Raw genomic sequence first — 24,884 nt, 5'->3', positions numbered from 1 at the left:
GTTCCACGGCGGGGCGGCGGAGCCGTGCACTCCCGCCGGTCGGCGCCGGCGCCGGCGGGACGGCACGGTGGCCGACCCGGGCTCCACGGTGGCCGACCTGGGCTTCTGCGACACCGGCCGCCGATCATATGATGTCCGCGACCATGGGCCGGACGGCCCACGCGCATCACGGGGGATCACATGTTCGGCATCATCAGACCGTGTCGGCACCGGCTCTCCGAACGGTTGCAGGCCACGTGGATGGCCCACCTCTGCGGGCTCTGCCTCGCCCTGCGGGACGACCACGGGCAGCTGGCCCGAACCGCCACCAACTACGACGGTCTGATCATCTCGGTCCTGGTCGAGGCCCAGGCCGCCGCCGACGCCCCCGGCGGGCGGCGGACCGCCGGGCCCTGCCCGCTGCGCGGCATGCGGACCGCCTCCGTCGCGCGGGGCGAGGGCGCCCGGCTCGCCGCCGCCGTCTCGCTGACCCTCGCCTCGGTGAAGATCCGCGACCACGTGGAGGACCGGGACGGCGTCTTCGCCCGCCGCCCGGTCGCCGCCGGGGCGCGCGCGGTGACCCGGCGGTGGGACCGGCGGAGCGCGGGCAGCGCGTCGGTGGTCGGCTTCGACACCGCCGTCCTGCTCGACGCGGCGGCCCGCCAGGGCGAACTGGAGCGCGGACTGCAGGTCGGCGGGTCCGTCCTGCTGGTCACCGAGCCCACCGAGAGCGCCACCGCCGCGGCCTTCGCGCACACCGCCGTCCTGACCGGCCGGCCGGGCAACGCCGCACCGCTGACCGAGGCCGGGCGGCTGTTCGGCCGCCTCGCGCACCTGCTGGACGCCGCCGAGGACGAGGCCGCCGACGCCGCGAGCGGCGCGTGGAACCCGCTCACCGCGACCGGGACCGACCGCGCCGAGGCCGAACGCCTCTGCCGCGACGCCGTGCACGGCATCCGCCTCGCACTGGCCGAGGTCGAGCTGACCGACCGCACCCTGGTGCACGTCCTGCTCGCCCACGAGACCGAACGCGCCGTCGAGCGGGTCTTCGGCCCCGCCGCGCACACCGCCGCCTGCCGCACCAGGACCGGCTCCGGGGCGGCCGGCGCACCCGACACCGCGCCCGCCGGCTCCAACCCGTACCAAGCACCGCCCCGGCACGACCCGGACCAGGCCCCGCCGCAGGGCCCGGGCGCGCCCGTCCCGCCCTGGATCCCGCAGGGCCCCGGCTTCACCCCGCCCGGCTCCCCGCCGCCGGACCGCCGCAACCTGCTGGCCGGCTGCGCCATGTGGGCCCTGATGGCCTGCACGTGCCAGCTGTGCTGCTGCGAGCACGAGGACCCGTTCTCCCGCGAACGCCGCGAGGGCTGGTGCCACCAGTGCGACTGCTCCAACTGCTCGGACTGCTGCGACTGCTGCCAGTGCTGCGGGGAGAACAGCAGCTGCTGCTCGGACTGCGGGTGCGGCTGCGACGGGTGCGGCTGCGACTGCTGAGCCCCGGCCGGCCGCCACCCCCCACCACGGGCGGACCCGGCCCCGGACCTCCGGCGTACGGGCGGCCGCGCCGGGTCCGCCTCCCGGCGTAGCCGCCGTCCACCGGCGGGCCGACGTGCCGCCCGGAGAACCCGACCTAACGTGGCGTCATGTCCAAGACCACTCGGTGGCGTTCCGCCGCCCTGCTCGGCCTGCCCGTCGCCCTGCTGCTGACCCTCGCCGGTCCGGCCGCCGCCGCGGCACCCCCCGCCCCGACCCCCGGCGCCGCCGGCCACCGCCCCCCGGCCGGCGGCGCGCCCCGGGTCCCCGCCCCGACCGGACATCAGCCGGTCGGCGTCACCGACGTCCGCCTGGTGGACGACAGCCGGCCCGATCCGTGGCGGGCCGGCACGCCGTCCCGCGAACTGATGGTCACCGTCCGGTACCCGGCCGGCACCACCCGCGGCAGCCACCCGGCCTACGTGTCACCGGAGTTGTCCCACGCCCTGTACCGGGGCCTCTTCGACGCGAGCACCGTGCGGACCAACGCCCTGGCCGACGCGCCGCCCGCCCGAGGACGCCTCCCCCTCGTCGTGCTCTCCCCCGGCTTCGGCAACAGCCGCACCTCGCTGACCGCCCTGTCCGAGGACCTCGCCTCCCGCGGCTACGCGGTCGCCGTCGTCGACCACACCTACGAGACCTCCGTGCAGTTCCCCGACGGCCGGATCGAACCCTGCCTGATCTGCGGGGAGCCGGAGGACCCGTGGGCCTTCGGGGTCGACGTCTCCCGCAGCCGGGCCCGCGACCTCCGGTTCGTGATCGACCGCTTCACCGCCCCGGGCAGGGGCCCGGTGCGCGGCCTCTCGATCGACCCGGCGCGGATCGGCGCCGCCGGCCACTCGCTCGGCGGGGCCGGCTCCCTGGAGGCGATGCGCGAGGACGGCCGGATCCGGGCCGCCGCCAACCTGGACGGCACCGTCTTCGTCCCGCCCGCCGAGGGCCTCTCCCGGCCGGTCCTGCTGCTGAGCGCCCGGCTCGGCGGCTCGGTTGAATCCGCGGCCAACTGGGAGGACACCTGGAACCGGCTCGGCGGCTGGCGCCGCTGGCTGGACCTGCCCGAGGCAGGACACCTCTCCTTCTCGGACGTGCACTGGCAGGTCGACGCGTTCGGCGTCCGCGACCAGCTGCCGCCGGAGCTCGCCGACGAGAGCTTCGGCACGATCCGCGGCACCCGCGCGCTGGCCGCCACCCGCGCCTACCTCGGCGCGTTCCTCGACCGGCACCTGCGCGACCGCCCGGGCCCGCTGCTCGACCGGCCGTCCCGCGCCTACCCCGACGTCCGCTTCGTGAAGTAGCCCGCCTCACCGGCCGGTCCGGCCGGCGCCGCGCCCGCGACGGGCCCGGCGGCGCCGGCCGGCGCCGCCTCCCGCAACTCGCCCCCGGCGTGCTCCGGACCGCGCACCCAGAGCGGCAGCACCTCGGCTCCCCGGGTACGGCCGCCACCGGCCTCAGACATCCCGGGACACCGATCTCGCCCCCGCCGACCGCCGGTCGGCCGCCAGCGAATCCTCCAGCCGGGCCAGCAGCACCCGGAACCGGTCGGTGTCCTCGGCCGTCATCCGGCCCTCCGCCAGGGCCCGCACGCCCTGGTCCCCCGTCGTTCCCTCGTTCATGCCCCGACGTTAGGCGACGGCGATCAACGCGCGATAAACACCCGTCACTCCCGCCGCCTCCCGCCCCCGCGGCCCCGGGGTGTCAGCCGTCGGCCCGGCCCGCGCCCGGGGCGGACGGGACCAGGACCACCGGCAGGTGCCGGTGCCCGTTGGAGATGAAGGACTCCACCGGCGCCAGGCCGGCCCCCGCCGCCAGCGCCAGGTCCGGGAACCGCTCGAAGAGGGCCGGCAGCGCGATCTGCGCCTCCATCCGGGCCAGCGGAGCGCCCAGGCAGAAGTGCGCGCCGTGGCCGAACGCCAGGTGGTCCTTGGTGGGGCGCCGCAGATCGAAGACGTCCGCGTCGGCACCGTGCACCTCGGGGTCCCGCCCGGCGGCGGCGAACGCGGCCAGGATCGGCTCGCCCCGGCCGATCAGCACCCCGCCCGCCCGGATGTCCTCCACGGCGTAGCGCAGCGGCAGGTTGGCGACGGGGGACTGCACCCGCAGGGTCTCCTCGATCACGTCGCTCCACCCCGCCTTCCCGCTCAGGACCAGGTCCAGCTGCTCGGGGTGGGTGAGCAGCAGGTGGATGGCGTTGTCCAGCAGGTTGACCGTGGTCTCGTGCCCGGCGCTGAGTACCAGCAGCAGGGTGTCCAGCAGCTCCTTCTCGGTGAGCGAGCCGCCGTCGCCGTCCGCGTCGCGCGCGGCGATCAGCCCGCTGGTCAGGTCGTCGCCGGGCGTCTCGCGCTTGATCGCGACCAGCTCGGAGAGGAGCACGTACACCCGCTCGCCGTTGGCGTGGGCGTCCTCGGGGGTGATGGTGGTGTCGAAGAAGCCGTCCACGCACCTCCGCAGACCCTCGTGCAGGTGGTCCGGCACCCCGAAGAGCTCGCAGATCACCTGGATCGGCACCGGATAGGCGTAGCCCTCGCGCAGGTCGACGACCCGGCCGGGCTCGGCGACGGCGGCCAGGCCGTCGAGCAACCCGGTGACGATTCCCTCGACGCGCGGGCGCAGCGCCTCGGTGCGCCGGGCGGTGAAGGCGCCGGCCACCAGGCGGCGCAGCCGTCGGTGGTCCGCGCCGTACGCGGTGAACATGCTCTCGACCGCGACCCAGAGCATCAGCGGCCAGTCGGCGGGTATCTCGCCGGCGGCGAAGGCGCTCCAGTGCTGCCGGGCGTTCTTGGACACGTTCGGGTCGGCCAGCAGCTGCTTGACGAGTCGCTGGCTGCCCACCGACCAGGCGACCACGCCGCCGGGGAGTTCCACCTGGGCCACCGGACCGTCCTGATGGACCCGGCGGGCCTCGCCGTGGATGTCACGGCCGCCCGGGTCGAGCCGGACGGGGCAGCGGTCGCGTTCCACGGAGGGCCTCCTGAGGCGTCGTCAGGCGCTGCGGGGGGGGGTACGGCCGGAACCGTGCCCCGGGGCCCCGGGTGCACTCCGGGGCGATCCCGCCAGCTTGCCAGCGGACGGTGGACCCGACAAGCACGCCTCCCCACCGCCGGAGGCGGTGGGGGACACGCCGGCGGACGGGCCGGCGGTCGGGCTCGCCGGGGGCCCCGGAGGTACGTCCGGCGGTCGAGGCGGTCTCAGGCCCGGCCGAGCACCCGGTCGACGGTGATCTCGATGACCACCCGGTCCGGGTTCACCCGCGGTTCGCGGTAGCGCTCGGTGTAGCGCCGCACCGCCTCGGCGACCTCCGCCGGCTCGTCCCGGACCACGGCCACGCCCTCCAGCGTCGACCAGCGGGCCCGGTCCACCTGGCAGACCGCCACCCGCATGCCCTCCGCCCCTGCCGCCAGCACGTTCTGCACCTTCCGGCTGGTCCGGCTGCTGATCACCCGGGCGATCCCCGCCTCCGGCTCGTACGTCACCCCCACCGGCACCACGTGCGGCGTCCCGTCGGGCCGCCGGGTGGTCAGCGTGGAGATGTGCCGCTCCTGCCAGAAGGCGAGGAAGGCTTCGTCGAGCTCGCGTGGATCATGGGCCATGCCCGCGATCGTACGTCGCCGGACCGGGCGCCCCGCCCACCGGACGCTCCGCTCACCGGGCACCGGCTTCCTCCGGCGCCGCCGGTCCCGGCCGCCCGGCGGGACCGGCCCGTGCGGGTCCGGCCCGCACCCGCGGCCGGGCACGCGCGCGGCCCGGTGCGGGGCGCACCGGGCCGCGTCCACGCCGCCGCACGGTCACCCCTGCGGCGGCTCCCCCGGGTCAGTGCCCGCGGGCGATCCACTCCGCGAGGGCGGGTGCCTCGGCGCCGATGGTCGTCGGGTCGCCGTGGCCGGTCCGGACGACGGTCTCCCCGGGCAGCGTGAGCAGCCGGTCCCGGATCGAGTCGATGATGGTCGGGAAGTGCGAGAACGAGCGGCCGGTGGCACCGGGCCCGCCGTGGAAGAGGGTGTCGCCGGTGAACACCGTGCCCAGGTCGGGGGCGTAGAGGCAGACCGCCCCCGGGGCGTGGCCGGGCGTGTGGAGGACGGTCAGCGTGGTGCCGGCCACCTCGATGCGCCCGCCGTCGGCGAGCTCGCCGTCCGGGAGGCGGTCGGGGTGGGTCAGCTTCCACAGCGGAAGGTCGTCCGGGTGCAGCAGGACCGGCGCGCCGGTGCGCTCGGCAAGCGCGGGAGCGGCGTCGATGTGGTCGTTGTGCGCGTGGGTGGAGACGATGGCGACCAGCCGTCGCCCGCCGAGCGCCGCCTCGATCGCCTCGGCGTCGTGGGCCGCGTCGATCACCACGGCCTCGGCGTCGTCGCCGACGATCCAGACGTTGTTCTCCACCTCCCAGCTGCCGCCGTCGAGTTCGAAGGTGCCGGCGGTGACCAGCCGGTCGATCCGGGCCGCGCCGCTCACAGGACCACCACCGAACGGAGCACGTCGCCGTGGTGCATGCGCTCGAACGCCTGCTCCACCGCGTCGAGTTCGATGGTCTCGGTGACGAACGCGCCCAGGTCGAGGCGGCCCTGGAGGTAGAGGTCGATCAGCATCGGGAAGTCCCGCGAGGGCAGGCAGTCCCCGTACCAGGAGGACTTCAGCGCGCCGCCGCGCCCGAACACGTCCAGCAGCGGCAGCTCCAGCTGCATCTCGGGCGTCGGCACGCCGACCAGGACGACCGTGCCGGCCAGGTCGCGGGCGTAGAAGGCCTGCCGGTAGGTCTCCGGCCGGCCGACGGCCTCGACGACCACGTCGGCGCCGTGGCCTCCGGTCAGCTCACGGATCGCCTCGACCGGGTCGGTGTCCTTCGAGTTGACGGTGTGGGTGGCGCCGAGCTTCTCGGCGGTGGCGAGCTTGCGGTCGTCGATGTCCACCGCGATGATCTTCGCCGCGCCGGCGAGCCGCGAGCCGAGCACGGCCGCGCTTCCCACGCCGCCGCAGCCGATCACGGCGACCGTGTCGCCCCGGCCGACGTTGCCGGTGTTGATGGCGGCGCCGATGCCCGCCATCACGCCGCAGCCGAGCAGGCCGGCGACGGCCGGCTCGGCGGCCGGGTCCACCTTGGTGCACTGACCGGCGGCGACCAGCGTCTTCTCCGCGAACGCACCGATACCCAGGGCCGGGGACAGCTCGGTGCCGTCCAGCAGGGTCATCCGCTGCTTGGCGTTGTGGGTGTTGAAACAGTACTGGGACCGCCCGCGCCGACAGGCGCGGCACTGGCCGCAGACGGCGCGCCAGTTGAGGATCACGAAGTCACCGGGAGCGACCTCGGAGACGCCCTCGCCGACCGACTCGACGATGCCTGCGGCCTCGTGGCCCAGCAGGAACGGGAACTCGTCGTTGATGCCGCCCTCGCGGTAGTGCAGGTCCGTGTGGCAGACACCGCAGGCCTGGATCCGCACCACCGCCTCACCCGGCCCGGGATCGGGGACGACGATCGTCGTCACCTCTACGGGCGCGCCCTTGGCACGCGCGATGACTGCCTTGACCTGCTGGGCCATCCGATTCCACCTCCGTCGGCCGGCGCGACTCTGCAACCGGCTTGACCTGCGTCGACGCGAGTCCGACGACTCGCCCACGAAGCCTAGCGTCCGGCCCGGCGGCCTTCCGTGGAACGGCTCCGGTGATCCGGCTCACCACGGGATCGGAGGCACCCGGGGCCGGGTTCGGCGCGGGGGCCGGGAGGACGGCGGAACCGGTCCGTGCGACGGGCGGAACCGGCCGCCCGCCGGGGCGCGCGAGCGCTGCCGAGCGCCCGTCAACGTGCTCTCGGCGCCCCGGCGTTGGCTGGAATCGTAGCTGACTGTGGCCCGTCGCCCACGTACGGTCGAACCGAACCTGGCCGACCGGCACATCGTCAACCGCCCTGCCGTCCCCGCGCACCGCCCGGATCCACCCCCCGCACGGCCGCCGCCCCGCGGCCACCGCCCTGGAGTCTGGAGTACGGATGTCCGCCGAGAACAGTGCCACCGGTGCCGGAACCGGCACCGACCCGAACCCCGGAACCGCGTCCGCCGTGCTGCCGCCCCTGCACTGCCTGCGCCTGCTCGCACCCGGCCCGCCCCGGCTGGCCGCGCTGCCCACCGGCACCCCGGTCTGGCTGGTCAGCCGACACGCCGACGTCCGCAAGGTGCTCACCGACCAGCGCCTGGGCCGGTCCACGCTCTACGCGCCCGGCGCCCCGCCGGTCTCCCGCACCCCGAACCTGCTCGACGACCCGTCCAGCATGCTCAACATAGACGGCGCCGAACACCAGCGGCTGCGCCGCACCGTCCAGCGCGCCTTCACCCCCCGGGCGACGGCCCGCTGGCGCCCGTGGGTGGCCTCGGTGATCGAGAGTCTGCTCAACGAGCTGATCGACCAGGGCTCCCCCGCCGACGTCGTCGCCGGCTACACCCGCCCGCTGCCGGTCGCCGTCATCAGCCGCCTGATGGGCCTGGACGGCCTCGACGGCAAGCGCCTCGCGCACTGGAGCGACCACGCCCTCTCCACCTCCGCCTACTCGGCGGAGGCGATCCGGACCGCCATGGACGAGTTCGCCGCCTTCGGCGCCGACCTCATCGCCGAACGCCGCGCCGCCCCCGGCGACGACCTGGTGAGCGGCCTGCTCGCAGCCGCCGCCGAGACCCCGGGGATCACCGAGCAGCAACTGGTCTCGCTGGTGATCGGCCTCGTGGTGGCCGGGCACGAGACCACCATGACCTCGCTCGGCAACGCCGTCGTCTACCTGCTCGGCGACGGCCGGGACGCCTGGGGGCAGCTCGCCTCGGACGAGCGGAGCGCCGCCGCCGCGACCGAGCAGCTGCTGCGCGCCGTCCCGCTCGGGGACGCCGACGTCCTGCCCGGCCTGCTGCGGCGGGCCGTCGAGGACGTGGAGATCGGCGGCGTGCTGATCCCCGCCGGCAGCGTGGTCGCCGCCAGCACCGACGCCGCCAACACCGACCCGTCGGTGTTCACCGGGGACCTGCTCACCGAGCTGTTCTCCCCGCTCGCCGGGCCGATGCTCACCTTCGGCGCCGGTCCGCACCACTGCCTGGGCGCCTGGCTGGCCCGGATGGAGCTGGAGCTCGCGCTGCACCGGCTGGCCCGCCGGCTCCCCTCGCTGCGGCTCGCCGAACCGGCGGACGCCATCGGCTGGCGGCGCGGTCTGCTGACCCGCAGCCCGCAGAGCCTCCAGGTCGCCTGGTGACGGCCGCCGGCCGTCCGGTCACCGAGCCGGGCCTTCGGACGGGCTCGGGGCCGGGACCGGCTCACGGCCCCGCCACTGCCACCACTGCCACTGCCACTGCCACTGCCGCCCAGGTCGCCACGCACGCGGCCGAGCCGGTGGTGGTCGTCCGGGTGAACCGGGACCGGTGCATCGGCTCGGCCATGTGCGCGAACACCGCACCCGGCTCCCTGACCCTCGGCGCCGACGGGCTCGCCCTGCCCTTGAACGGCCCGTTCGCGGACGCCGACGGCGACCTCGCCGCGGAGTTCTCCGGGGAGTTCTCCGGCCACCTCCCCGAAGGTCTCGCCGGAGAACACCTGACACCGGAGCTGACCGACGCGGTCGACTTCTGTCCGGTGGAGGCGCTCGCCCTGTACGCAGCCCACGACGGCCGCCCGATCAGCCCGACCGACTGATCCCGGGCCGACCTGAACGCCGACGGCCGTCGGAGCCCCCGGCCCGGAGCGACGACGGCCGCACGGCGGGCACCGCACCCGTCGGGCGTCAGCCCGCCGCCCGCAGCGCCTGCCGGACCTCCGAGGCCGGGTCGCCCTCGTGGTACGGACGCTCGCTCACCTCGATGTGGTCCAGGAACTCCTGGTACCGGAGCGCGTACGCGAGGTGGTAGAGCGGGCCGACCAGGTCCAGGGCCCGCTCCGGCTCGCAGCCGGGGAGCTGCGCCCGCCACGCGCCCGCCCACTCCCGGACCACCTGCGCCCATCCCTCCTCGCTCACGAACGCGCGCGGCCGCATCCCGTCCATGGCCGGGTGGCCGAGGCAGGAGTCCGCGTAGTCGATGACCACCGGATCTCCGCCGTCGGAGCGCCAGTTGCCGGGGTGGAAGTCACCGTGGACGAGGGTCTCCGGCAACCCACAGGCGGCCAGCTCCTCGACCAGGGCGGGCAGCCGGGCGGCGAGCACCCGGGCGGCGGCGAGCTCGTCGGCCGTCAGGTCCGACTCGGTCTCCAACCGGTCCAGCAGGCCGTCGACCCCGGCGGCGAGCGCGCGCGGGGTCCGGTCGCGCAGACCGGCCGCGGCGGCCCGGCCGTCGGCCGCGAGCACCGCCTGGGAGGTGACCAGCCGCGACACGGCGCCGGCCACCTCCGCCTCCGAGGGGCCCCAGCAGTCCTCTCCGGCGACCTCGTCCAGGAGCAGCCGGCCGGCGCCGGGGTCGGCGGCGATCACCGACGGCACCAGCGCCGGGTCCACGGCCCCGAACAGCGCGATCACGTCCGCCTCGCGGGCGTTGAACGCAGGGTTGATCACCTTCAGCCAGGCCGGTCCGGCGGCGGTCGGGAAGCGGAACAGCCCCGACAGGTTCCACGTCCGGACCTGCTCGGCCCGACCGGTGGCCGGGCGGCCGGCCGCGGCCAGCTCCCGTTCCGCCCAGGCGAGCGCCTCGCGCAGCCCTGACGGCGTGGCCCAGCCCGCCCGCCGCTCGGCGGGTCCGAGGAGTGCGGCGACGTCGGGCTCCGCAGGCCGCGGCGCCGCCGCGGCCGGGCACTCCCACGTCTCCACGTGGTAGACGGTGTGTCCGCCGCCGCCCCCCTCACCGCCCGTCACCCCGGTGAGCCGGACCACCACCACGGGCACCCCGACCTCCGCCGCGACGCGTTCGGCCACCGGCCCGGCCGACGACCACCACGCCTCCGCCAGCTCGAAGGGGCCCACCGGGCCCAGGTAGTCGTCCCCGTGGGTGAGGTGGACGCTGACCGTCCGACCGTTCGCTCGCATCCGGGCATGTTCCCCCAGCTCATCCCATCCGCGCGAGCGATTTACCGCCCCGTCCGGGGCCGGTGCGGATCATGGCCGGTTCTCCGGGTGCGGGGCAGACGCGGGGGGCGCGGCTGCCTACGCTACCCAGCCATGCAGACAACCACTTCGGCGACGAAGCGCACGGGTCTCGTCGCCGCACTCGTCCTGTTCCTCAGCCTGCTGGGCTTCGGTGGGCAGGCCACCGCCGCGCCCGCCGTCCTGGCGCCGCACTTCGCCCTGAGTGTGGACCACGCCACGGTGACACCCGGCCAGGTCGCCAACCTGACCGTGACGTTCACCAATCCGCAGACCACTGCCGTGCAGTTCCTCTACCTGTGGCTGCCGATGGTCGAGGTCGGCCCGCAGCCCGCAACCGGTGCGCGCGCGGAGTTCGTCGGATGTACCGGCGACGTGAGCCTGTGCGACTACCAGAGCAGCCGGGTGATCCTCAACCTGACCTCGCCCCAGGTGCCGATCGATCCGGGGACCAGCCGGACCATCACGCTGTCCTTCCGGTACCCCGCGACCTCCGACTGCACCGTCCACCCGGTCGTCGACTTCGCCCCGCACTACTTCCACTACGAGTACGCACTGGGCACGCTGTCCCACGACGGCGCGGAGGTCCCCACCCCCGCCGTCACCAGCACGCTGGTGTGCCCGCCCACGGTGTAACACCCCACCGCCCGCTCGCACCCCACGTGTCCCTGTTCGCCCCTACTCGGTCCCCGTTCATCCCCCGCGGGGGGCGAACGGGGACCGCCACCGGCCGGGCCGGCCGCCGCACCGCCTACCGGATCGCCACCGCCGCGCCGGACACCCGCACGCGGGTGTCCCCCTCGCGCAGCTCCACCCGCAGCACGCCCGGGCGGCCCAGGTCCTCGCCCTGGTGCAGGGTGAGGACCACCGGGTCCGCAACGGCGCCGAGTTCGCGCAGGTAGGCGCCGAACGCCGCGGCCGCCGCGCCCGTCGCCGGGTCCTCGACCACACCGCCGACCGGGAACGGGTCCCGGACGTGGAAGACCTCGGGGCCGGCGCGCCAGACCAGTTGGACGGTGACCAGGTCACGCGCGGTCATGAAGGCGGCCAGGCCGTCGAAGTCGTAGGCCAGGCGGGCCAGCCGGTCGCGGGTGGCGGCGGCCAGCACCAGGTGCCGGGCGCCCGCGTAGGCGATCCGGGGCGGCAGCGCGGCGTCCAGGTCCCCGGGCGCCCAGCCGAGCAGCGCGAGCGCCTCGGCGACGTCCGCCCCGCCCACCTCCTCGACGTACGGCTCGACGCTGGTGAGGGTGGCGCGCAGCGTGCCGTCCGCGCCCGCGTCGACCTCGACCGGAACCTCGCCCGCCGCGGTGACGAAGACGTACCGCCCGGGACCGACCTGCTCGGCGAGGGCGACGGCGGAGGCGACGGTGGCGTGGCCGCAGAAGGGCACCTCCGTCAGCGGGCTGAAGTACCGCACGGTGTAACGCCCCCCGGCCCCGGCCTCGGCCTCGGACCCGCCCGCCCCGGCGGGGACCAGGAAGGCCGTCTCCGAGTAGCCGACCTCCGCGGCGAGGGCGAGCATCCGCTCGGCGGAGAGCCCGGAGGCGTCCAGCACCACGCCCGCCGGGTTGCCGCCGCCCGGGTCGGTGGCGAACGCGGCGTAACGGAGGATCTCGGGCCCGGCGGCCCCGGCGGATGCGGAGGTCTCGGGGGTCAGGGGGGTCGCCGACACGGCGTCACTGGTCATGTCCGCTCGAACGTGGCAGGTCACACCGCTGTTCCCGATCACCGTCCCCGTCCGGCGGCAGATCCCTCACGCGGCCCGCCGGCCCCGGTGTTCCGCACGCCGAACCGTCAACGCGGCGCCGTCATGACGCCGCACCGTCACCACGGCCCGCCGTCAGCGCAGCACCGCCTCCAGCAGGTCGGTCCCGAGCCGGGCACTGCCCGCCAGGTCGAGCCGGTACAGCATGTACCGCCCGCGCCGGTGGGTGACCAGCAGCCCGGCCTTGCGGAGCACCGCCAGGTGCCGGGACACCTCGGGCGCGCTGAGCTGCCAGGCCGCAGCCAGCTCGCCGGTGGTGTGCGGCCCGCGCGCGATGGTCCGGGCCAGCCGCAGCCGGACGGGGTGGGCGAGCGCCTCCAGCCGCTGCTGGACGACGGCCAGCGAGACGGGCTCGGGCACGCCGTCCTCGGCCAGGGGGTACTGCACCACCGGCCGCCACCCGGCCGTGTGCACCACCACCAGGTGCGGCCGGCCGAACGCCGTCGGGATGAAGGTGACGCCGCCGGCGCCGGCCCCGTTGGTGGCGTTGTCCTGCAACTTGTCGACGACGATCCGGCGCCGTCCCCCGCCGGCGTCCTCCAGCGCCACCGAGGAGGAGACCGCCGCCAGCGCCTCGGCGGCGCCGCACCGCACCAGCAGGTCGGTCTTCCGCCGGGCGTCGGCCGCGAGGTCGGGCAGCACCCGCCGCCAGGCGTCGGCGAAGAACGCCTCCGCGCAGTCCTCCAGCATCCGCCGGACCAGGGCGCGGACCGCCGTCGGGTCGGTGAGCAGCCGGTCCGCGAAGTCGGCCTGCCGGGGGCCGCGCGCCAGCGCGAGTTCGCGGGCCCGCTCCTGCGCCACCGGGTCGGTGAGCGGCGAGGTGATCCGGTGGGCGAGGCGGGAGGCCCCGCAGGTCAGCACCAGCGCGGCCCGGACGTACTGCTCGTCGTCGATCCGGTCGACGGCGTCCAGTTCGTCGGCGAGGGTGGCGCCGGGGATTCCGGGGACGAGGAAGTCGGCGCGCGAGGAGCGCCAGAGGAAGTCCGCCTCGGCGAGCCGCTCGGCGAGTGCGGGCGGGACGGACGCCGTGGTGCTCGCCGCCCACCCGTGCCGCTCGGGATGGTGCGCCGGCTCGCCGAGGACGTGCAGCATCGCGCTCATCTCGGCCAGCGGCGAGGGGGTGAAGATCAGGCGCTCGTCGGGCAGGGAGGTGATGTCGATGGTCAGGCTCACGCCCTGATCCTGCCACCCGCCCGTCGGCCGACCCGCGTCGATTGACGGTACTCGTCAATCGACGTGCCCGCGCGCGGGGTCCGGGCGGACGGTACCGGCCATGACCCCGTTCCAGAGCCCGGCCCGGCAGCAGCCCGCGCCGACCGTCCCGACCGACGTCCCCGACCCCCGCACCGTTCCGGCTCCGGCTCCGGCTCCGGCTCCGGCTCCGGCGGCCACTCCGGCAGAGCCTCCGGCCGGTCGGCCGGGCCCGAGAGGCCCCGCGGGCCCGGCCGCCCTGATCTCCCTGCTCACCGCCGCCGGCGGTCGCCGCTACGCCGCCGCCCTCGTCGTCGACGCCCTCGGCACCGGCCTGCTCCGGCCGTTCCTCCTGCTCTACGGCATCGGCGTGCTGGCCCTGGACGCCGGGACGGCCGGCCTGGCCATGTCGGCCGGCATGGTCGTCGGCCTGCTGGTCCTCCCGCTCACCGGCCGCTGGATCGACCGGGGCGCCCGCAGCCTCCCGGCGGCGGCCACCCTGCTGGTCCGGGCGGCCGGCGCGCTGACGCTGCTGCTGTCCGACGGGGTGGCCGGCTTCACCGCGGCCGCCGTGCTGCTCGGCGTCGGCAGCCAGTCCTGGCCGACCACCCACGCCGCCGTGGTCTCGACGCTCACCGAGGGCCGCACCCGGGACGCCGCGCTGGCGGCCGGCCGGACGCTGCGCAACGCCGGTCTGGGCGCGGGCGCGCTGCTCGCCACCCTGGCGGTGGCCGGCGGCTCGGGCACGATCCGGCTGCTCGCCGGGGTGACCGCCGTCGCCTGCCTGGTCGCGGCGGTCCTGGTCCACTCCCTGCGGGTCGACACGAGCCGGCCGCCCGGCGCGGCCGACGCCCCGGGCACCGGCGGCACCGTGGCCACCGGGAAGGCCGGCGGCGCTCCCTCCGGCCCGGCCGCGACGGGCCCCGAGCTGCGGCGGATCACCCTGCTCAGCCTCGCCAACCTTCCCTACTCGTTCTCCTTCGACGTGCTGGAGGTGGCGCTGCCCGCCCTGCTGGTACTGCACCTGCACGCCTCCCCCGCCTGGTCGTCCGGGGTGTTCGTGGGCAACACGGTGCTGGTGATCACGCTCCAGCTGGCTCTGGTGCTCCGCCTCGCCGACCGGTCCCGACGCGCGGTGCTGGCGGCCGGCGGCGCCGCCCTCGCGCTCTCGTACCTGGGGTTCTGGGCGGCCGGAACGCTCGGCGGCACGGCAGGCGCCGCGACCGTGGCGGCCGTCTCGGTGCTCTTCACCCTCGGCGAGATCCTCTACTCCGGCTCCGGGACGGCCCTGGTCGCCGCCACCGCACCGCCGCAGCAGCTCGGCCGGGCGCTGGCCCGCTGGGAGCTGTCGATGGGCGTCGGCCGCGCGCTGGCCCCGGCGGCCCTGACGGCCCTGCTGGCCGTCGGCCCGGGCGTCCTCTGGGGGGTCCTCGCCGCCACCACCCTGCTCGCCGCCGCGGCCGTCACCCGCCTCGCCCCGACCGGGTGACCCCCGACGGCCCGGCCGTTCGACCGTCCGGCCGTCCCGCCCCTCAGCCGCCGGGCCGTCCACCCGCCGGCCCGCCCCGGGGTGCGGGCGGGCGCGCGGTCGCCGATGCTGGGCGGCGACGCGTGGACGCACTCCGCGCGGGACGACGCGCCCGGCCGCGAGGAAGGACACCCGCATGAGCGCCCTCGACTTCGAGATCATCGACAGCCCCGACAGCTCCCTGAACAAGACCTCCGTGCTGGTGACCGGCCCGAGTGACGCCCTGCTGGTGGACGCGGGGTTCACCCGGTCCGACGGGCGCCGGCTGGCCGAGCGGGTGAGGGCCACCGGCAAGCGCCTCACCACGGTGTTCGTCAGCCACGGGGACCCGGACTTCTACTTCGGCGCCCAGGAGGTGCAGGACGTCTTCCCGGAGGCCCGGTTCCTGGCCTCCGCCCTGACCGTCGAGCACATCGACGAGACCTTCGACACCAAGCTCGCGGCCTGGGAGCACCTGGGCCCCGAGCTGCCCACCCGGCTGGTCCGCCCCGAGGTGCTGCACAACGACGAGCTGGTCTTCGAGGGACACCGGTTCGAACTGCGCGGCGCCGACTTCCACCTGCCCGACCGGCACTACCTGTGGCAGCACCACCACCGCGCCGTCCTGGGCGGGGTCCTGCTCTTCCAGGGCCTGCACGTGTGGACGGCGGACACCCCGACCCCGGAGCAGCGCGCGGCCTGGATCGGCCTGCTCGACGACATGGCGGTGCTCGAACCGGAGTTCGTGGCGGCCGGCCACCGGACGGCGGGCTCGCCCACCGACACCGGTCCGATCGACCACACCCGCGACTACCTGCGGGCCTTCGAGACGGAGGTCGGCCGGGCGCCGGACGCGGCGTCCGCCAAGGAGGCGCTGGAGCGGAGGTTCCCGGAGCTGGGCATGACCTTGGCGGTCGACCTCGGGACCAAGGTCGCCAAGGGCGAGATGACCTGGGGCTGAGACGCGATGATCGAGATCCCGAGGTCCACCGCCGCGTTCGCCGAGTCCGACGCGCCGGCCGACGTGGTCCGCCGCCAGTACCTGGCCTCGGCGCGCGGCGATCTCGCCGCGCTGCGGGCCACCCTCGCCGACGACGTCGAGTGGACCGAGATGGCGGGCTTCCCCCTGGCCGGCACGTACCGGACGCCCAAGGGCGTCACCAGCGGGGTGATGGAGCGGCTGGCCGCCGACTGGGAGGGCTGGACCGCGCACGACGACCGCTACGTGGTGGACGGCGAGAACGTGGTCGTGCTGGCCCGCTACACGGCCGTCCACCGGTCGACCCGCCGGTCGCTGGCGATCCGGGTGGCGCACCACTTCACGGTGCGGGGCGGCCGGATCGTCCGGTTCGAGCAGTTCACCGACACCGCCCTGGTCCGCGACGCGATGTCACCGTGACGCCCTGACTCCGCCCCCCGCCCCGCTCCGTCCCCGCCGTTCCGGACCGTCCGTACGCGGTGGGGCCGCCGCCCGGTCCTCGTCACCCGTTCGGGGGAGCCCGCGCGGCGCGCCCGAGTGCGGTCTCGACAGCCCCGCCGGGCGACGGCAGGCTGTCCGTGATTCCGGCCGGAGAGCGAGGAGTTCACCATGAGCACGGACAGCACGAACAGCACGGGCACCACCGGCGGCACGGGCGACGGCGGGACGGAACACCCGTACGTCATCGTCGGCGCCTCCCTCGGAGGCGCGAAGGCCGCCCAGGCACTGCGCGAGGCCGGCTACCGGGGCGGCATCGTCCTGATCGGCGACGAGCACGAGCGCCCGTACGAGCGGCCGCCGCTCTCCAAGGGCTACCTGCTCGGCAAGTCCGCGCGGGAGAAGATCTACGTCCATCCCCCGCAGTGGTACGCGGAGCACGACGTGACCCTGCGCCTGGGCACGGCGGTGACCGCGATCGACCCGGCGGCGCACACCGTCACGCTGGCCGACCACAGCCGGGTGGAGTACGCCAAGCTGCTGCTGACCACCGGTTCGGTGCCGCGCCGGCTGCCGGTGCCCGGCGCCGACCAGGACGGTGTGCTGTACCTGCGCCGGGTCGAGGACAGCGACCGGCTCCGGGCGGCGTTCCGGTCCGGCGGGCGGATCGTGGTGATCGGGGCCGGCTGGATCGGCCTGGAGACGGCGGCGGCGGCCCGGGCGGCGGGCGCCGAGGTGACCGTCCTGGAGGCGGCCGAACTCCCGCTGCTCCGGGTGCTGGGCCGCGAGGTCGCCCAGGTCTTCGCCGACCTGCACCGCGACCACGGGGTGGACCTGCGGTTCGGCGCGAAGGTCGCGGAACTGACCGGCGAGGACGGGCAGGTGACGGGTGTCCGGCTGGCCGACGGCTCGTCGGTGGCGGCGGACGCCGTCGTGGTCGGCATCGGCATCGCCCCGGACACGGGACTCGCCGAGGCGGCCGGGCTGGAGATCGAGAACGGCGTCAAGACCGACGAGCACCTCCGGACGTCGGACCCGGACGTCTACGCGGCCGGTGACGTCGCCAACGCCTTCCACCCCCAGCTCGGCCGGCACATCCGGGTCGAGCACTGGGCCAACGCGGTCAACCAGCCGCAGACGGCGGCGCGGGCGATGCTCGGCGAGGACGCCGCCTACGACCGGGTGCCGTACTTCTTCTCGGACCAGTACGACCTGGGGATGGAGTACGTCGGCTACGTGGAGCCGGGCGGCTACGACAAGGTGGTGTTCCGGGGCGACGTGAAGGCGAAGGAGTTCATCGCCTTCTGGCTGAAGGACGGCCGGGTGCTGGCGGGCATGAACGTGAACATCTGGGACGTCGTCGATCCGATCCGCAACCTGATCCGGTCACAGCGGACGGTGGACGTGGACCGGCTGACGGATCCGGACGTTCCGCTCGGCGACGTCTGAGACACGTCCGGCACTCCGGCTCGATAGCCGACCGTCCGTGATCCTCACGCCGGTTCGGCACCGAGCCCCCGGACAGCGCCCGCTGTCCGGGGGCTCTGCTCCACCCTTCCGTCCCGGTGGCTGCTCTGCCACGATCCGGCTGCCGGGACGGGAGCTCAACCCCCTTGGCGCCCCAGGCGGGCAGCCGTGGTGTCGGCGTTGTTGGCGTGAGTGGTCGACTTCCCGGCGGCCTTGCCGTTGTCGCTCTTCTCCCGCGCGTCGTTCGTGTGGGCCTTGGCGGCCTGGCGGTGCTGATCGCTCAAGGGCGGGTCGGGACCAACGGGCCCGGTGACGGGCCTCGGTAGTCCTCCATGCCGTCGTCATCCACCGTGCTCGGCCTCACGGTGTCGTGCGGCGTGGATCCGGGCGTCGACAGCCCGGGAGTGGTCTTCGGCCTCCTCGGAAACCTGCTCCAGCGCTGCCCACGCGGCACACACCAGGCAGTTGACGACCTCGGGCCCGGTCTCCGTGATCACAGCTCGTCCTTCGGCACCATGACCCACGGCGTCGTCACGACGTGCGCGTAGCTCCGGTGATCCTGGTGGTCCCGCAAGTGCTTCCCGGGCCACTGCTGTGCGACCTCGAACGACTCCGTGACCGGGCTCTGCGCCGCGCACGGCCGGCCGTCCTCGGACTCCCCTTCGCACCGGTAGCGGTGCAGGACCGGGGGCCGGTCGGGTTCCACGTCGATCCGCAGCACCCAGTCCATGAACCGCCACCGGCCGCGAACCGGGCGGGGAGCGTCGGACGACGATGCCAGCGTGCTGCTCTCCGCCTCCGCGCCCGCTTGGATGACCCTCGCCAGCCCGTTCCGTGGGATTCGGAGGAGGTGGGTCCACGGGTCGACCGGCTCCAGCCTGCGGGCCGTCATACCGACCGCCGGCTGACACAGGTGACGCACTCGCAGTGCGCGAGGATCGCGTCCCGCTGGAGGGCTTCGCCGGTCGAGGTGAAGTCGCTTCGCGGCGCCGACCGGTAGTCGTCCAAAGGGTGCCAACCGCTGGGCACCTTGACCGTCCCGCCCGACCGTCCGGGGAACGGTCGCCTCGGGTCGTCAATCTGCCCTTGCTTCCGCTGTCTTGCCGCCGCCATTCGTTCGCCCCTTCACGCAAAGAGCCCGTTTCGTCACACGACGCTACGGGCTCGTTACGGGGAGGAGGGGCAGAGTATCTGCCCCCTGTTCTCAGGCGGCCATCCCGATGGCATCGGCAAGTCTCCGGCCGGCCGCGTGATCGGCGGGGCCACCGTCGATCAAGGTCCGCACCATGGAACGGGTTTCCTCGTTCCATCGCGCCGTCTCCGGGGCAACCGCCACAGCGGTGGTCAACCGCTCCGCAACCTTGTCCGTCTCCCCCCTCAGCGCGTGTGCCCGGGCCACCTCAATGAGGTGCCTCCCCCGGCGCGGAACCGCCACTACGTCAGCGTCGGGCAGCCGTCGTGCCCACCGAAGGGCCGTACCGCTCTGCCGCAGTTCCACAGCCACCGTCACCGAGTGCAGCGCAGCAGCCTGCCGGGATCCTGATGTCGGCGCGCTCCAGTGACCGACCGGCAGCATCTCGGAGACGGCGGACGCACGGTCGATCCACCTCCAGGCGTCACCACCTTCCCCCGCAACAGCGTGAGTGATGGCAGCGTGATAAGCCATGTCAGCCCAAGCGCAGGCGAGAGCAGGGCTTTCCGTTCTCACGGGGTCCAACAGCCTGAGTGCGTCCTCGGTGAGGGTCTGTGCGCTCTCCCACTGTCCCGCCTTGCGGAACGCCTCCACCAGGAACCAGCACGCTTGACTGATGGCCGCTGGAGAACCGGACGCGCGCGCCGTGGCGAGGGCCCGCTCCGCCACCCGCCAGACGAGGTTTCCATCCCCCTGGAATGCTGCGTACATCTGCGTCAGGTTCAGCGCGGAGGCGTACATGATCTCCGCACGGCGTCGATCGACACACCCCGGATGCGATGCGGCCACGGAGGCGGCCGAGACGAGCGGAGGGAGAAGTTCTGCCAGCGCCGTGCGGTGATCGCCCCGCGTCATCCTCGTCCGCCATGCCTCCGAAAGCTGTACCGCGATGTGCTCCAGCTGCGGAGCCGGCCCGCCCGCGGTACCGAGCGGCGCGCTGTCAACGGCTCGGCGAACCGAGGCCAGCGCGGGGTGCTCTATCTCGGAGTACAGTGACCGGGGCATGCTGACGTCACCAGTGAGCGCCGAGAGATCATCGATCCCCAGGTGTTGGGCGATGCGCATCAGCACAGGAAGGCGCGGCGGCAACAGGACGCCGATCTCGATTTGCTTCAGCCAAGAGGGCGACCGGCCAAGCAGCGCCGCGAACACGACTCGGCTCTTCCCGGCGCGCTCCCGGTAGTACTGGATACGCCGGCCGACAGGCAGGGCGGGATCTAGTGCCATGGGCTCAGCGTAGAACGCCGAGCGTCCGCCAGTCTCTATGGAGAGAACACAACCTTCAGCCTCAACACCGGCCTCCCGCACCACCCCCCGCCCATGGCACTCGTGAGACTGCTTTCGGGGCGACTGCGAGCGATCCGGGCGCGGAGGGGCGTCGGACACGGGAGGCGTGGGGGTTCCCGGCAGCTTCGACAGCCGAGCCGAGATGATCGCTCCGACGCTGCGGGTGATCCTCTCCGGGAGCGGAGCAGAGAGGCGCCCGCCCGGACAACGCTGGCCAGCCCGTTCCGTGGAATTCGGAGGAGGTGGGTCCACGGGTCGACAGCCGGGCGAACGCTTGGCCTCCGGATAGTCGGTCCGGTTGGGTTTCGGCCGGGACTACAGTGGACGCATGTTGGGACATCTGGAGCCGGCTGGACTCCATGACCTCTTTCCGATCACCAACACCGACTCGAAGGCCGATCTGGTCCAGCGCATCCGTGAGGCTCGGTTGCGGATCACGATGTTCGGTCTGACGCGCAACTTCTATGGCAGTGAAGAACTTCTGAGCCTCCTTGTCTCCACGTCGCACGAGGTTCCGATCAGGGTCTTCATCATGGATCCTTTCTGCGCCTCCAGGAAGGACCGGTATCGACTGGAGCCGGCGGAGGCAGCCATGGAGGATCCCGCACGGTACATGCACGAGGTGCTAACCCCCTTGACCGAGGCCGCCCGGCGCGGCGGCGACTTCAAGATCTACCTTTTCAACTTTCCTTGCTCATTTGCCATGGAAATGATCGATGACACGATGCGGGTCATGATCTACGGGCACGGAAAGCGCGGCACGGACGGGCCGATTCTCGTCTTCGGGAAGGGAGATACTGCGACCGGTCCCACGCCGTACTGGCAGTATTTCGAGAGCCAGTTGGCATGGATCCAGCGACTCGCCGACGCCGAGGAAGCGCCGGAACCATGGCGGTCGAAGGGGATTCGCGTCACGCAGTGTTAGGTCACTGTGCGGCAGCCGGGGCACAGCTTGCCTGCCACCGACACCGGCCTCCCGCACAACCTCTCCCACCCCTGACATGAGACACCCCTTGCAGTCCATAACGTCACGGGGTGGACAAGGCTGATCGTGGCGCGTTCGGCACGGCCGTTTCGACGCCGACCGGGCGTCACTACCACTGCTTTGACAGGCCGTCATTTAGGTTTCCCAGAGCCCCCTTTGGGGTTTGGATTCAGAGGTGCGACCTCAGTCAGGACGAACCTGCCCGCCAGCTGCGCGACGTCGGCGAGCAGTTGGGCGAACCCAACGACGCCAGCAAGCGGCTTGTGCAACGCTGGGAGTCCGGGGAGGTTCGTGCGCCTCGACCCGTGTACCTTCGAGCGCTGGAGGCCGTGACCAACGTGTCCGCCGACCGCCTTGGCTTCACGTCGGCTCAGCTACCCCCGCGAGTCACGGACGACGGGACTGGAGGTCACGACATGACCTCCGACCGCTCGTTCCCGACTCCTCAGCCGTTGCCCGCCCCCACGGGGGGCGACTACAGCGGGGTCTGGCTCAGTCACTACGAGTACTTCAGCAGTAGCCGTGAGAACACGTACTCGGGGCCGCACCACGTGGTGCTCACCCAACGGGGCAACCGGCTTGCGGCGTCGTCGCTACCGGGCGCCTCGTCGAACGCCGATTCGCCACTTCACCTGGACCTGACCGTCGACCGCAACGTGGTCACGGGCACCTGGACCGAGCAGACTGCCGACGACGGCTACTACCGGGGGGCCCGCTACCACGGCGCGATTCAACTGCTCGTGGACCCCACGGGGCGGCGCATGACCGGCAAGTGGATCGGCTTCGGGAAGGAGTTCGACGTCAACACCGGCCCGTGGGAACTCAGTTTGCTGGATCGGTCGACCGCTGATGACGCCATTCGTCGGTTCAGCGTCGTCCCGACGCTGCCCGACCCCGTCTGAACCGGGGTGAAGTGAGATCAGCCGCCGATCCGGGTTCGCCATCCACCCCGTTCGCGGAGGCAGGCACCTGATCCAGGAGAACGGAGCCGATGCCGCGCGCCACCCAGGTAGCCGGTGTTCTCCACACGCAGCACCTGGCCGTCGTCGCCAGCAGCGTGGCCGTTCGTCGGGTCGCCGATGGTCACCGCCAGCAGCGTGAAGCCGACCTCATCAGACATCGTGACGTCGGTTGTGCCGCGTTGCCCGGTACTTCCAGGCGCATCATGGAGGCAGCAGGAGTCAGTCCGTTCGGCCGTCTCCGGGTGACTGCTTCTGGCGTCGCCGGACCTCGGCGAGCTGCTGACTCTCGTCAACGGCGGGCGGCTGCGTTACGTGGGACACGCCGTCGGGGTCTTCGGTGGCGACAGACTCACCGTTCCGCGCCGCGTCCATCAGCCGTCGCATCCGTTCCATGCGGAGCCGCCGGAGTGCTTGACGGTCGCCCGGGGTCTGTTCGTCGGCCATGCCGGCCAGCGTACCCGCACGGCTCTCAGAGTGCCTGGTCGGCAGGGTTCGAACCTGCGACGTCCCGCTCCCAGAGCAGGCAATCCACCGTTGAGATACGACCAGTAGCCACCGAACGTTCCGCTGACCGAGGTCTGACGCCCCGCGTCCGCTCCCCCTCCGACGAAGCGGCCCGCCCCGGGAATCGGATCCCGGGGCGGGCCGTCGGTCCTCGGCGCGTCGGCACCGCCGTGCGGGGCGCCGAGGACCGGCACGGTGTCAGGCGACGGGCGGGAACGCCTCGGCGTCGGGCTTGAGCAGCTGACCGGGCGCGGGCGCCTTCTGGTTCACCAGGTAGTCGGTGACCAGCACGTTGAGCGCCTTGCTGCGGCCGACCGCGCAGTGCTCGACCACGTCGACGGAGACCAGCACGGCGTTGCCGAGCTGCCGCTGCATCCGCTGCGAGAACTGGTAGTTGGTCGCCGGGTCGTAGAGGTTGCCGATCACCATGACCGGGGTGGCGGTCCGGCGGTTCCACGGGCCGGTGAAGCGCTCGGCGTCACGTGCCGGGGCCGGCCAGCTGGAGCAGGTGGGGCCGTCGAAGGCCTGGTAGCGGCCGAAGGTCGGGGACTCCTTCTCCCAGGCCCGGGCGAGACCGACGAACACCCGCGGGTTGGACGGGTACGGCTTGTCCTGGCAGTTGACGCCGTAGTACGAGTCGTCCGACGAGTACGGGGTCTCCGGCAGGGCCTCGCGCAGCGCGTTCGGGGCGGTCACCGCGAGCACGTTGGCCGCCTCGGAGCCGGCCGGGGCGGCCGCTGCCGCCAGGCCGTTCACGGCGGGCGCCCGGAGTACGTCGTCCAGCGCCTGGATCGACTGGGCGAGCGGCGCCTGGAGGCGCTGCGCGTAGAGCGAGCTCGCCACCTGGCTGGTGAAGCTGGAGAGGGTCACCCGGGAGCCGTTCGGCAGCGTGACCGGGCTGGTGCGCAGGTGGTCGCGGATCGCGTCGAACCTGGCCCGGGTGTCGCCCGCACCGAAGGCGCAGCGCGGCGCGCCCGCGGCCTCGCAGCGCTTGAGGAACTGGTCCAGGGCGAGTTCGAAGCCGGCGGCGCGCTGCTTGTCGTACTCGACGCCGTCGCGCATGCGCAGGTTGGGGTCGACGTTGCCGTCGACGATCACCGCGCGCACCTTGTTCGGGTACATGCCCGCGTAGGTGGCGCCGATCAGGGTGCCGTAGGAGAAACCGGCGAAGGTCAGCTTGGCGTCGCCGACGGCCCGGCGCATCCGGTCGAGGTCCCGGACGACGTTGATGGTGGACATGTGCTCGATCAGCGGGCCCGCGTTGCGGGAGCAGGCGTCGCTGTAGTCCTCGGTGGCGTCGATGGTCTCGTTTATCTCGGCCCTGGTGACGGGTACGCCGACCATCCGGTCGTTGACGGCGGCGGCCTCCTCGTCGGTGGTGAAGCACTTGAGCGGGTTGCTGCGCGCGACCCCGCGCGGGTCGAATCCGACCATGTCGAAGCGGTCCTGCACGTCCTTGCCGAACCGGGGCGTGGTCGCCCACAGGTAGCCGCTGCCGCCCGGACCGCCGGGGTTGAGGAACAGCGAGCCGATCCGCTTGGCCGGGTCGCCCGCCCGGCGGCGCATCATGGCGATGCCGATGGTCTCGCCGTCGGGGTGGTCGTAGTCGATCGGCACCGGGTAGACGGCGCAGTCGTAGATCTTGGGATCCGGCTGCGTCGGGTCGGGGTTGCAGGGCTTCCAGTCGACCGATGCCACCTTGGCCTCGGCATTCGGGCCGGGATCCGGCGCGGCCACGGCTGCGGCGGCGCTGCCTGCGACGAGGGCGAGGGCACTGGCGACCGCCAGGGCCGCGCTGGTGAGACGGGACACGAAACCTCCTCAGGTTCTACAAACCCGCACAGCCTGTCAGCCCTCGGTCAAGAGGGGAAGACCACGAACGGCAGAAGATTCTTCCGGCAGTGCGTCGACACAGCGTCAATCTCCCCATGAATCGACCGATTGACGGGACATCACGCGGTGCCGGCCGAGGACAGGTGCCGATCACGTCCTCCACGGGTCGACCCGAGGATTGACGGCCGGCCGGCCTCGCGCCCCTGCCGTCCCCACCCTGCAGGGCGGTCCCCGGTG

27 protein-coding genes and 1 tRNA gene are annotated in these 24,884 nt (G+C 73.7%); 11 read left to right on the top strand and 17 right to left on the bottom strand.

Annotated features, from left to right (window positions below; genetic code table 11):
- Positions 1-180: 180 nt before the first annotated feature.
- Positions 181-1,473 carry a DUF5685 family protein gene (locus tag PUR61_RS25945; protein WP_329881812.1) on the top strand — a complete coding sequence of 431 codons (1,293 nt, stop codon included), beginning with the start codon at positions 181-183 and terminating at the stop codon, positions 1,471-1,473.
- Positions 1,474-1,622: 149 nt separating this feature from the next.
- Positions 1,623-2,807, top strand: a complete 1,185-nt coding sequence (locus tag PUR61_RS25940) for an alpha/beta hydrolase family protein (protein ID WP_329881811.1) — start codon at positions 1,623-1,625, stop codon at positions 2,805-2,807.
- Here PUR61_RS25940 and PUR61_RS25935 read toward each other — a convergent pair.
- The 6 genes from PUR61_RS25935 to PUR61_RS25910 all read right to left on the bottom strand — a co-directional run bounded on the left by PUR61_RS25935 (position 2,780) and on the right by PUR61_RS25910 (position 7,037).
- Complete coding sequence (locus PUR61_RS25935; RefSeq protein ID WP_329881810.1) at positions 2,780-2,968, bottom strand: hypothetical protein; 189 nt, start codon at positions 2,966-2,968, stop codon at positions 2,780-2,782. The genes PUR61_RS25940 and PUR61_RS25935 overlap by 28 nt on opposite strands.
- A complete protein-coding gene (locus PUR61_RS25930; protein WP_329881809.1) occupies positions 2,961-3,125 on the bottom strand; it encodes a hypothetical protein in 165 nt (54 codons plus the stop codon). Before PUR61_RS25930 ends, PUR61_RS25935 begins: the two co-directional genes overlap by 8 nt.
- An 82-nt stretch (positions 3,126-3,207) precedes the next feature.
- The gene (locus PUR61_RS25925) at positions 3,208-4,470 is read right to left on the bottom strand and encodes a cytochrome P450 family protein (protein ID WP_329881808.1); all 1,263 of its coding nucleotides are present in this window, start codon (positions 4,468-4,470) and stop codon (positions 3,208-3,210) included.
- A 227-nt stretch (positions 4,471-4,697) separates the two neighbouring features.
- Positions 4,698-5,099 carry a pyridoxamine 5'-phosphate oxidase family protein gene (locus PUR61_RS25920; protein WP_329881807.1) on the bottom strand — a complete coding sequence of 134 codons (402 nt, stop codon included), beginning with the start codon at positions 5,097-5,099 and terminating at the stop codon, positions 4,698-4,700.
- Positions 5,100-5,319: 220 nt separating this feature from the next.
- Positions 5,320-5,955, bottom strand: coding sequence for an MBL fold metallo-hydrolase (locus tag PUR61_RS25915; RefSeq protein ID WP_329881806.1), 636 nt, complete (start codon positions 5,953-5,955; stop codon positions 5,320-5,322).
- Entirely contained in the window at positions 5,952-7,037 is a 1,086-nt protein-coding gene (locus PUR61_RS25910) for an S-(hydroxymethyl)mycothiol dehydrogenase (protein WP_329881805.1), read from the bottom strand. The genes PUR61_RS25915 and PUR61_RS25910 overlap by 4 nt, the downstream gene beginning before the upstream one ends.
- Positions 7,038-7,483: 446 nt before the next feature.
- On the opposite strand from PUR61_RS25910, the gene PUR61_RS25905 reads away from it, so the two are divergent.
- A complete protein-coding gene (locus PUR61_RS25905; protein ID WP_329881804.1) occupies positions 7,484-8,725 on the top strand; it encodes a cytochrome P450 in 1,242 nt (413 codons plus the stop codon).
- On the top strand, positions 8,722-9,162 hold the full coding sequence (locus PUR61_RS25900; RefSeq protein WP_329881803.1) for a ferredoxin: 441 nt from the start codon (positions 8,722-8,724) through the stop codon (positions 9,160-9,162). Before PUR61_RS25905 ends, PUR61_RS25900 begins: the two co-directional genes overlap by 4 nt.
- Before the next feature lie 88 nt (positions 9,163-9,250).
- On the opposite strand, the gene PUR61_RS25895 is transcribed toward PUR61_RS25900, so the two are convergent.
- A complete protein-coding gene (locus PUR61_RS25895; RefSeq protein ID WP_329881802.1) occupies positions 9,251-10,480 on the bottom strand; it encodes an aminoglycoside phosphotransferase family protein in 1,230 nt (409 codons plus the stop codon).
- Between the two features lie 132 nt (positions 10,481-10,612).
- Here PUR61_RS25895 and PUR61_RS25890 point away from each other — a divergent pair, with 132 nt between their 5' ends.
- Entirely contained in the window at positions 10,613-11,173 is a 561-nt protein-coding gene (locus PUR61_RS25890) for a hypothetical protein (protein WP_329881801.1), read from the top strand.
- A 115-nt stretch (positions 11,174-11,288) separates the two neighbouring features.
- Here the strand turns inward: PUR61_RS25890 and PUR61_RS25885 are convergent, their stop codons facing one another.
- A complete protein-coding gene (locus tag PUR61_RS25885; RefSeq protein ID WP_329881800.1) occupies positions 11,289-12,224 on the bottom strand; it encodes a PhzF family phenazine biosynthesis protein in 936 nt (311 codons plus the stop codon).
- A gap of 153 nt (positions 12,225-12,377) precedes the next feature.
- On the bottom strand, positions 12,378-13,475 hold the full coding sequence (locus tag PUR61_RS25880) for a DUF5937 family protein (protein ID WP_329881799.1): 1,098 nt from the start codon (positions 13,473-13,475) through the stop codon (positions 12,378-12,380).
- A gap of 100 nt (positions 13,476-13,575) precedes the next feature.
- Here PUR61_RS25880 and PUR61_RS25875 point away from each other — a divergent pair, with 100 nt between their 5' ends.
- The 4 genes from PUR61_RS25875 (at position 13,576) to PUR61_RS25860 (ending at position 17,866) form a co-directional block, all read left to right on the top strand.
- Positions 13,576-14,982 carry an MFS transporter gene (locus tag PUR61_RS25875; protein ID WP_329881798.1) on the top strand — a complete coding sequence of 469 codons (1,407 nt, stop codon included), beginning with the start codon at positions 13,576-13,578 and terminating at the stop codon, positions 14,980-14,982.
- Positions 14,983-15,157: 175 nt separating this feature from the next.
- Positions 15,158-15,961, top strand: a complete 804-nt coding sequence (locus PUR61_RS25870) for an MBL fold metallo-hydrolase (protein ID WP_329881797.1) — start codon at positions 15,158-15,160, stop codon at positions 15,959-15,961.
- Positions 15,962-15,967: 6 nt separating this feature from the next.
- On the top strand, positions 15,968-16,399 hold the full coding sequence (locus PUR61_RS25865; protein ID WP_329881796.1) for a nuclear transport factor 2 family protein: 432 nt from the start codon (positions 15,968-15,970) through the stop codon (positions 16,397-16,399).
- A gap of 189 nt (positions 16,400-16,588) precedes the next feature.
- Positions 16,589-17,866: an NAD(P)/FAD-dependent oxidoreductase gene (locus PUR61_RS25860; protein WP_329881795.1), complete on the top strand. Its 1,278-nt coding sequence runs from the start codon at positions 16,589-16,591 to the stop codon at positions 17,864-17,866.
- A 155-nt stretch (positions 17,867-18,021) separates the two neighbouring features.
- Here the strand turns inward: PUR61_RS25860 and PUR61_RS25855 are convergent, their stop codons facing one another.
- From PUR61_RS25855 to PUR61_RS25840, 4 genes are all read right to left on the bottom strand, one after another.
- A complete protein-coding gene (locus PUR61_RS25855) occupies positions 18,022-18,168 on the bottom strand; it encodes a hypothetical protein (RefSeq protein ID WP_329881794.1) in 147 nt (48 codons plus the stop codon).
- A 57-nt stretch (positions 18,169-18,225) separates the two neighbouring features.
- Positions 18,226-18,381, bottom strand: a complete 156-nt coding sequence (locus PUR61_RS25850) for a hypothetical protein (RefSeq protein WP_329881793.1) — start codon at positions 18,379-18,381, stop codon at positions 18,226-18,228.
- The gene (locus PUR61_RS45515) at positions 18,378-18,776 is read right to left on the bottom strand and encodes a DUF7848 domain-containing protein (RefSeq protein WP_443035235.1); all 399 of its coding nucleotides are present in this window, start codon (positions 18,774-18,776) and stop codon (positions 18,378-18,380) included. The genes PUR61_RS25850 and PUR61_RS45515 overlap by 4 nt, the downstream gene beginning before the upstream one ends.
- Before the next feature lie 312 nt (positions 18,777-19,088).
- Positions 19,089-20,303 carry a helix-turn-helix domain-containing protein gene (locus PUR61_RS25840; RefSeq protein WP_329881791.1) on the bottom strand — a complete coding sequence of 405 codons (1,215 nt, stop codon included), beginning with the start codon at positions 20,301-20,303 and terminating at the stop codon, positions 19,089-19,091.
- A gap of 388 nt (positions 20,304-20,691) precedes the next feature.
- Here PUR61_RS25840 and PUR61_RS25835 point away from each other — a divergent pair, with 388 nt between their 5' ends.
- Positions 20,692-21,288: a hypothetical protein gene (locus PUR61_RS25835; RefSeq protein ID WP_329881790.1), complete on the top strand. Its 597-nt coding sequence runs from the start codon at positions 20,692-20,694 to the stop codon at positions 21,286-21,288.
- Between the two features lie 227 nt (positions 21,289-21,515).
- The gene (locus PUR61_RS25830) at positions 21,516-22,250 is read left to right on the top strand and encodes an XRE family transcriptional regulator (protein ID WP_329881870.1); all 735 of its coding nucleotides are present in this window, start codon (positions 21,516-21,518) and stop codon (positions 22,248-22,250) included.
- Positions 22,251-22,267: 17 nt separating this feature from the next.
- On the opposite strand, the gene PUR61_RS25825 is transcribed toward PUR61_RS25830, so the two are convergent.
- The 4 genes from PUR61_RS25825 to PUR61_RS25810 all read right to left on the bottom strand — a co-directional run bounded on the left by PUR61_RS25825 (position 22,268) and on the right by PUR61_RS25810 (position 24,626).
- A complete protein-coding gene (locus PUR61_RS25825) occupies positions 22,268-22,468 on the bottom strand; it encodes a hypothetical protein (protein WP_329881789.1) in 201 nt (66 codons plus the stop codon).
- Between the two features lie 61 nt (positions 22,469-22,529).
- Positions 22,530-22,754, bottom strand: coding sequence for a hypothetical protein (locus PUR61_RS25820; RefSeq protein ID WP_329881788.1), 225 nt, complete (start codon positions 22,752-22,754; stop codon positions 22,530-22,532).
- Between the two features lie 33 nt (positions 22,755-22,787).
- A tRNA-Pro gene (locus PUR61_RS25815) sits at positions 22,788-22,859 on the bottom strand.
- Between the two features lie 153 nt (positions 22,860-23,012).
- Positions 23,013-24,626 carry an alpha/beta hydrolase gene (locus PUR61_RS25810; protein ID WP_329881787.1) on the bottom strand — a complete coding sequence of 538 codons (1,614 nt, stop codon included), beginning with the start codon at positions 24,624-24,626 and terminating at the stop codon, positions 23,013-23,015.
- Positions 24,627-24,884 lie beyond the last annotated feature (258 nt).

It is taken from the genome of Streptomyces sp. BE20 (genome assembly GCF_036322525.1).
GTDB lineage: Bacteria > Actinomycetota > Actinomycetes > Streptomycetales > Streptomycetaceae > Kitasatospora.
The sequence above is the reverse complement of the archived record's forward strand: the minus strand, read 5'-3'. Positions and strand labels throughout refer to the sequence as shown.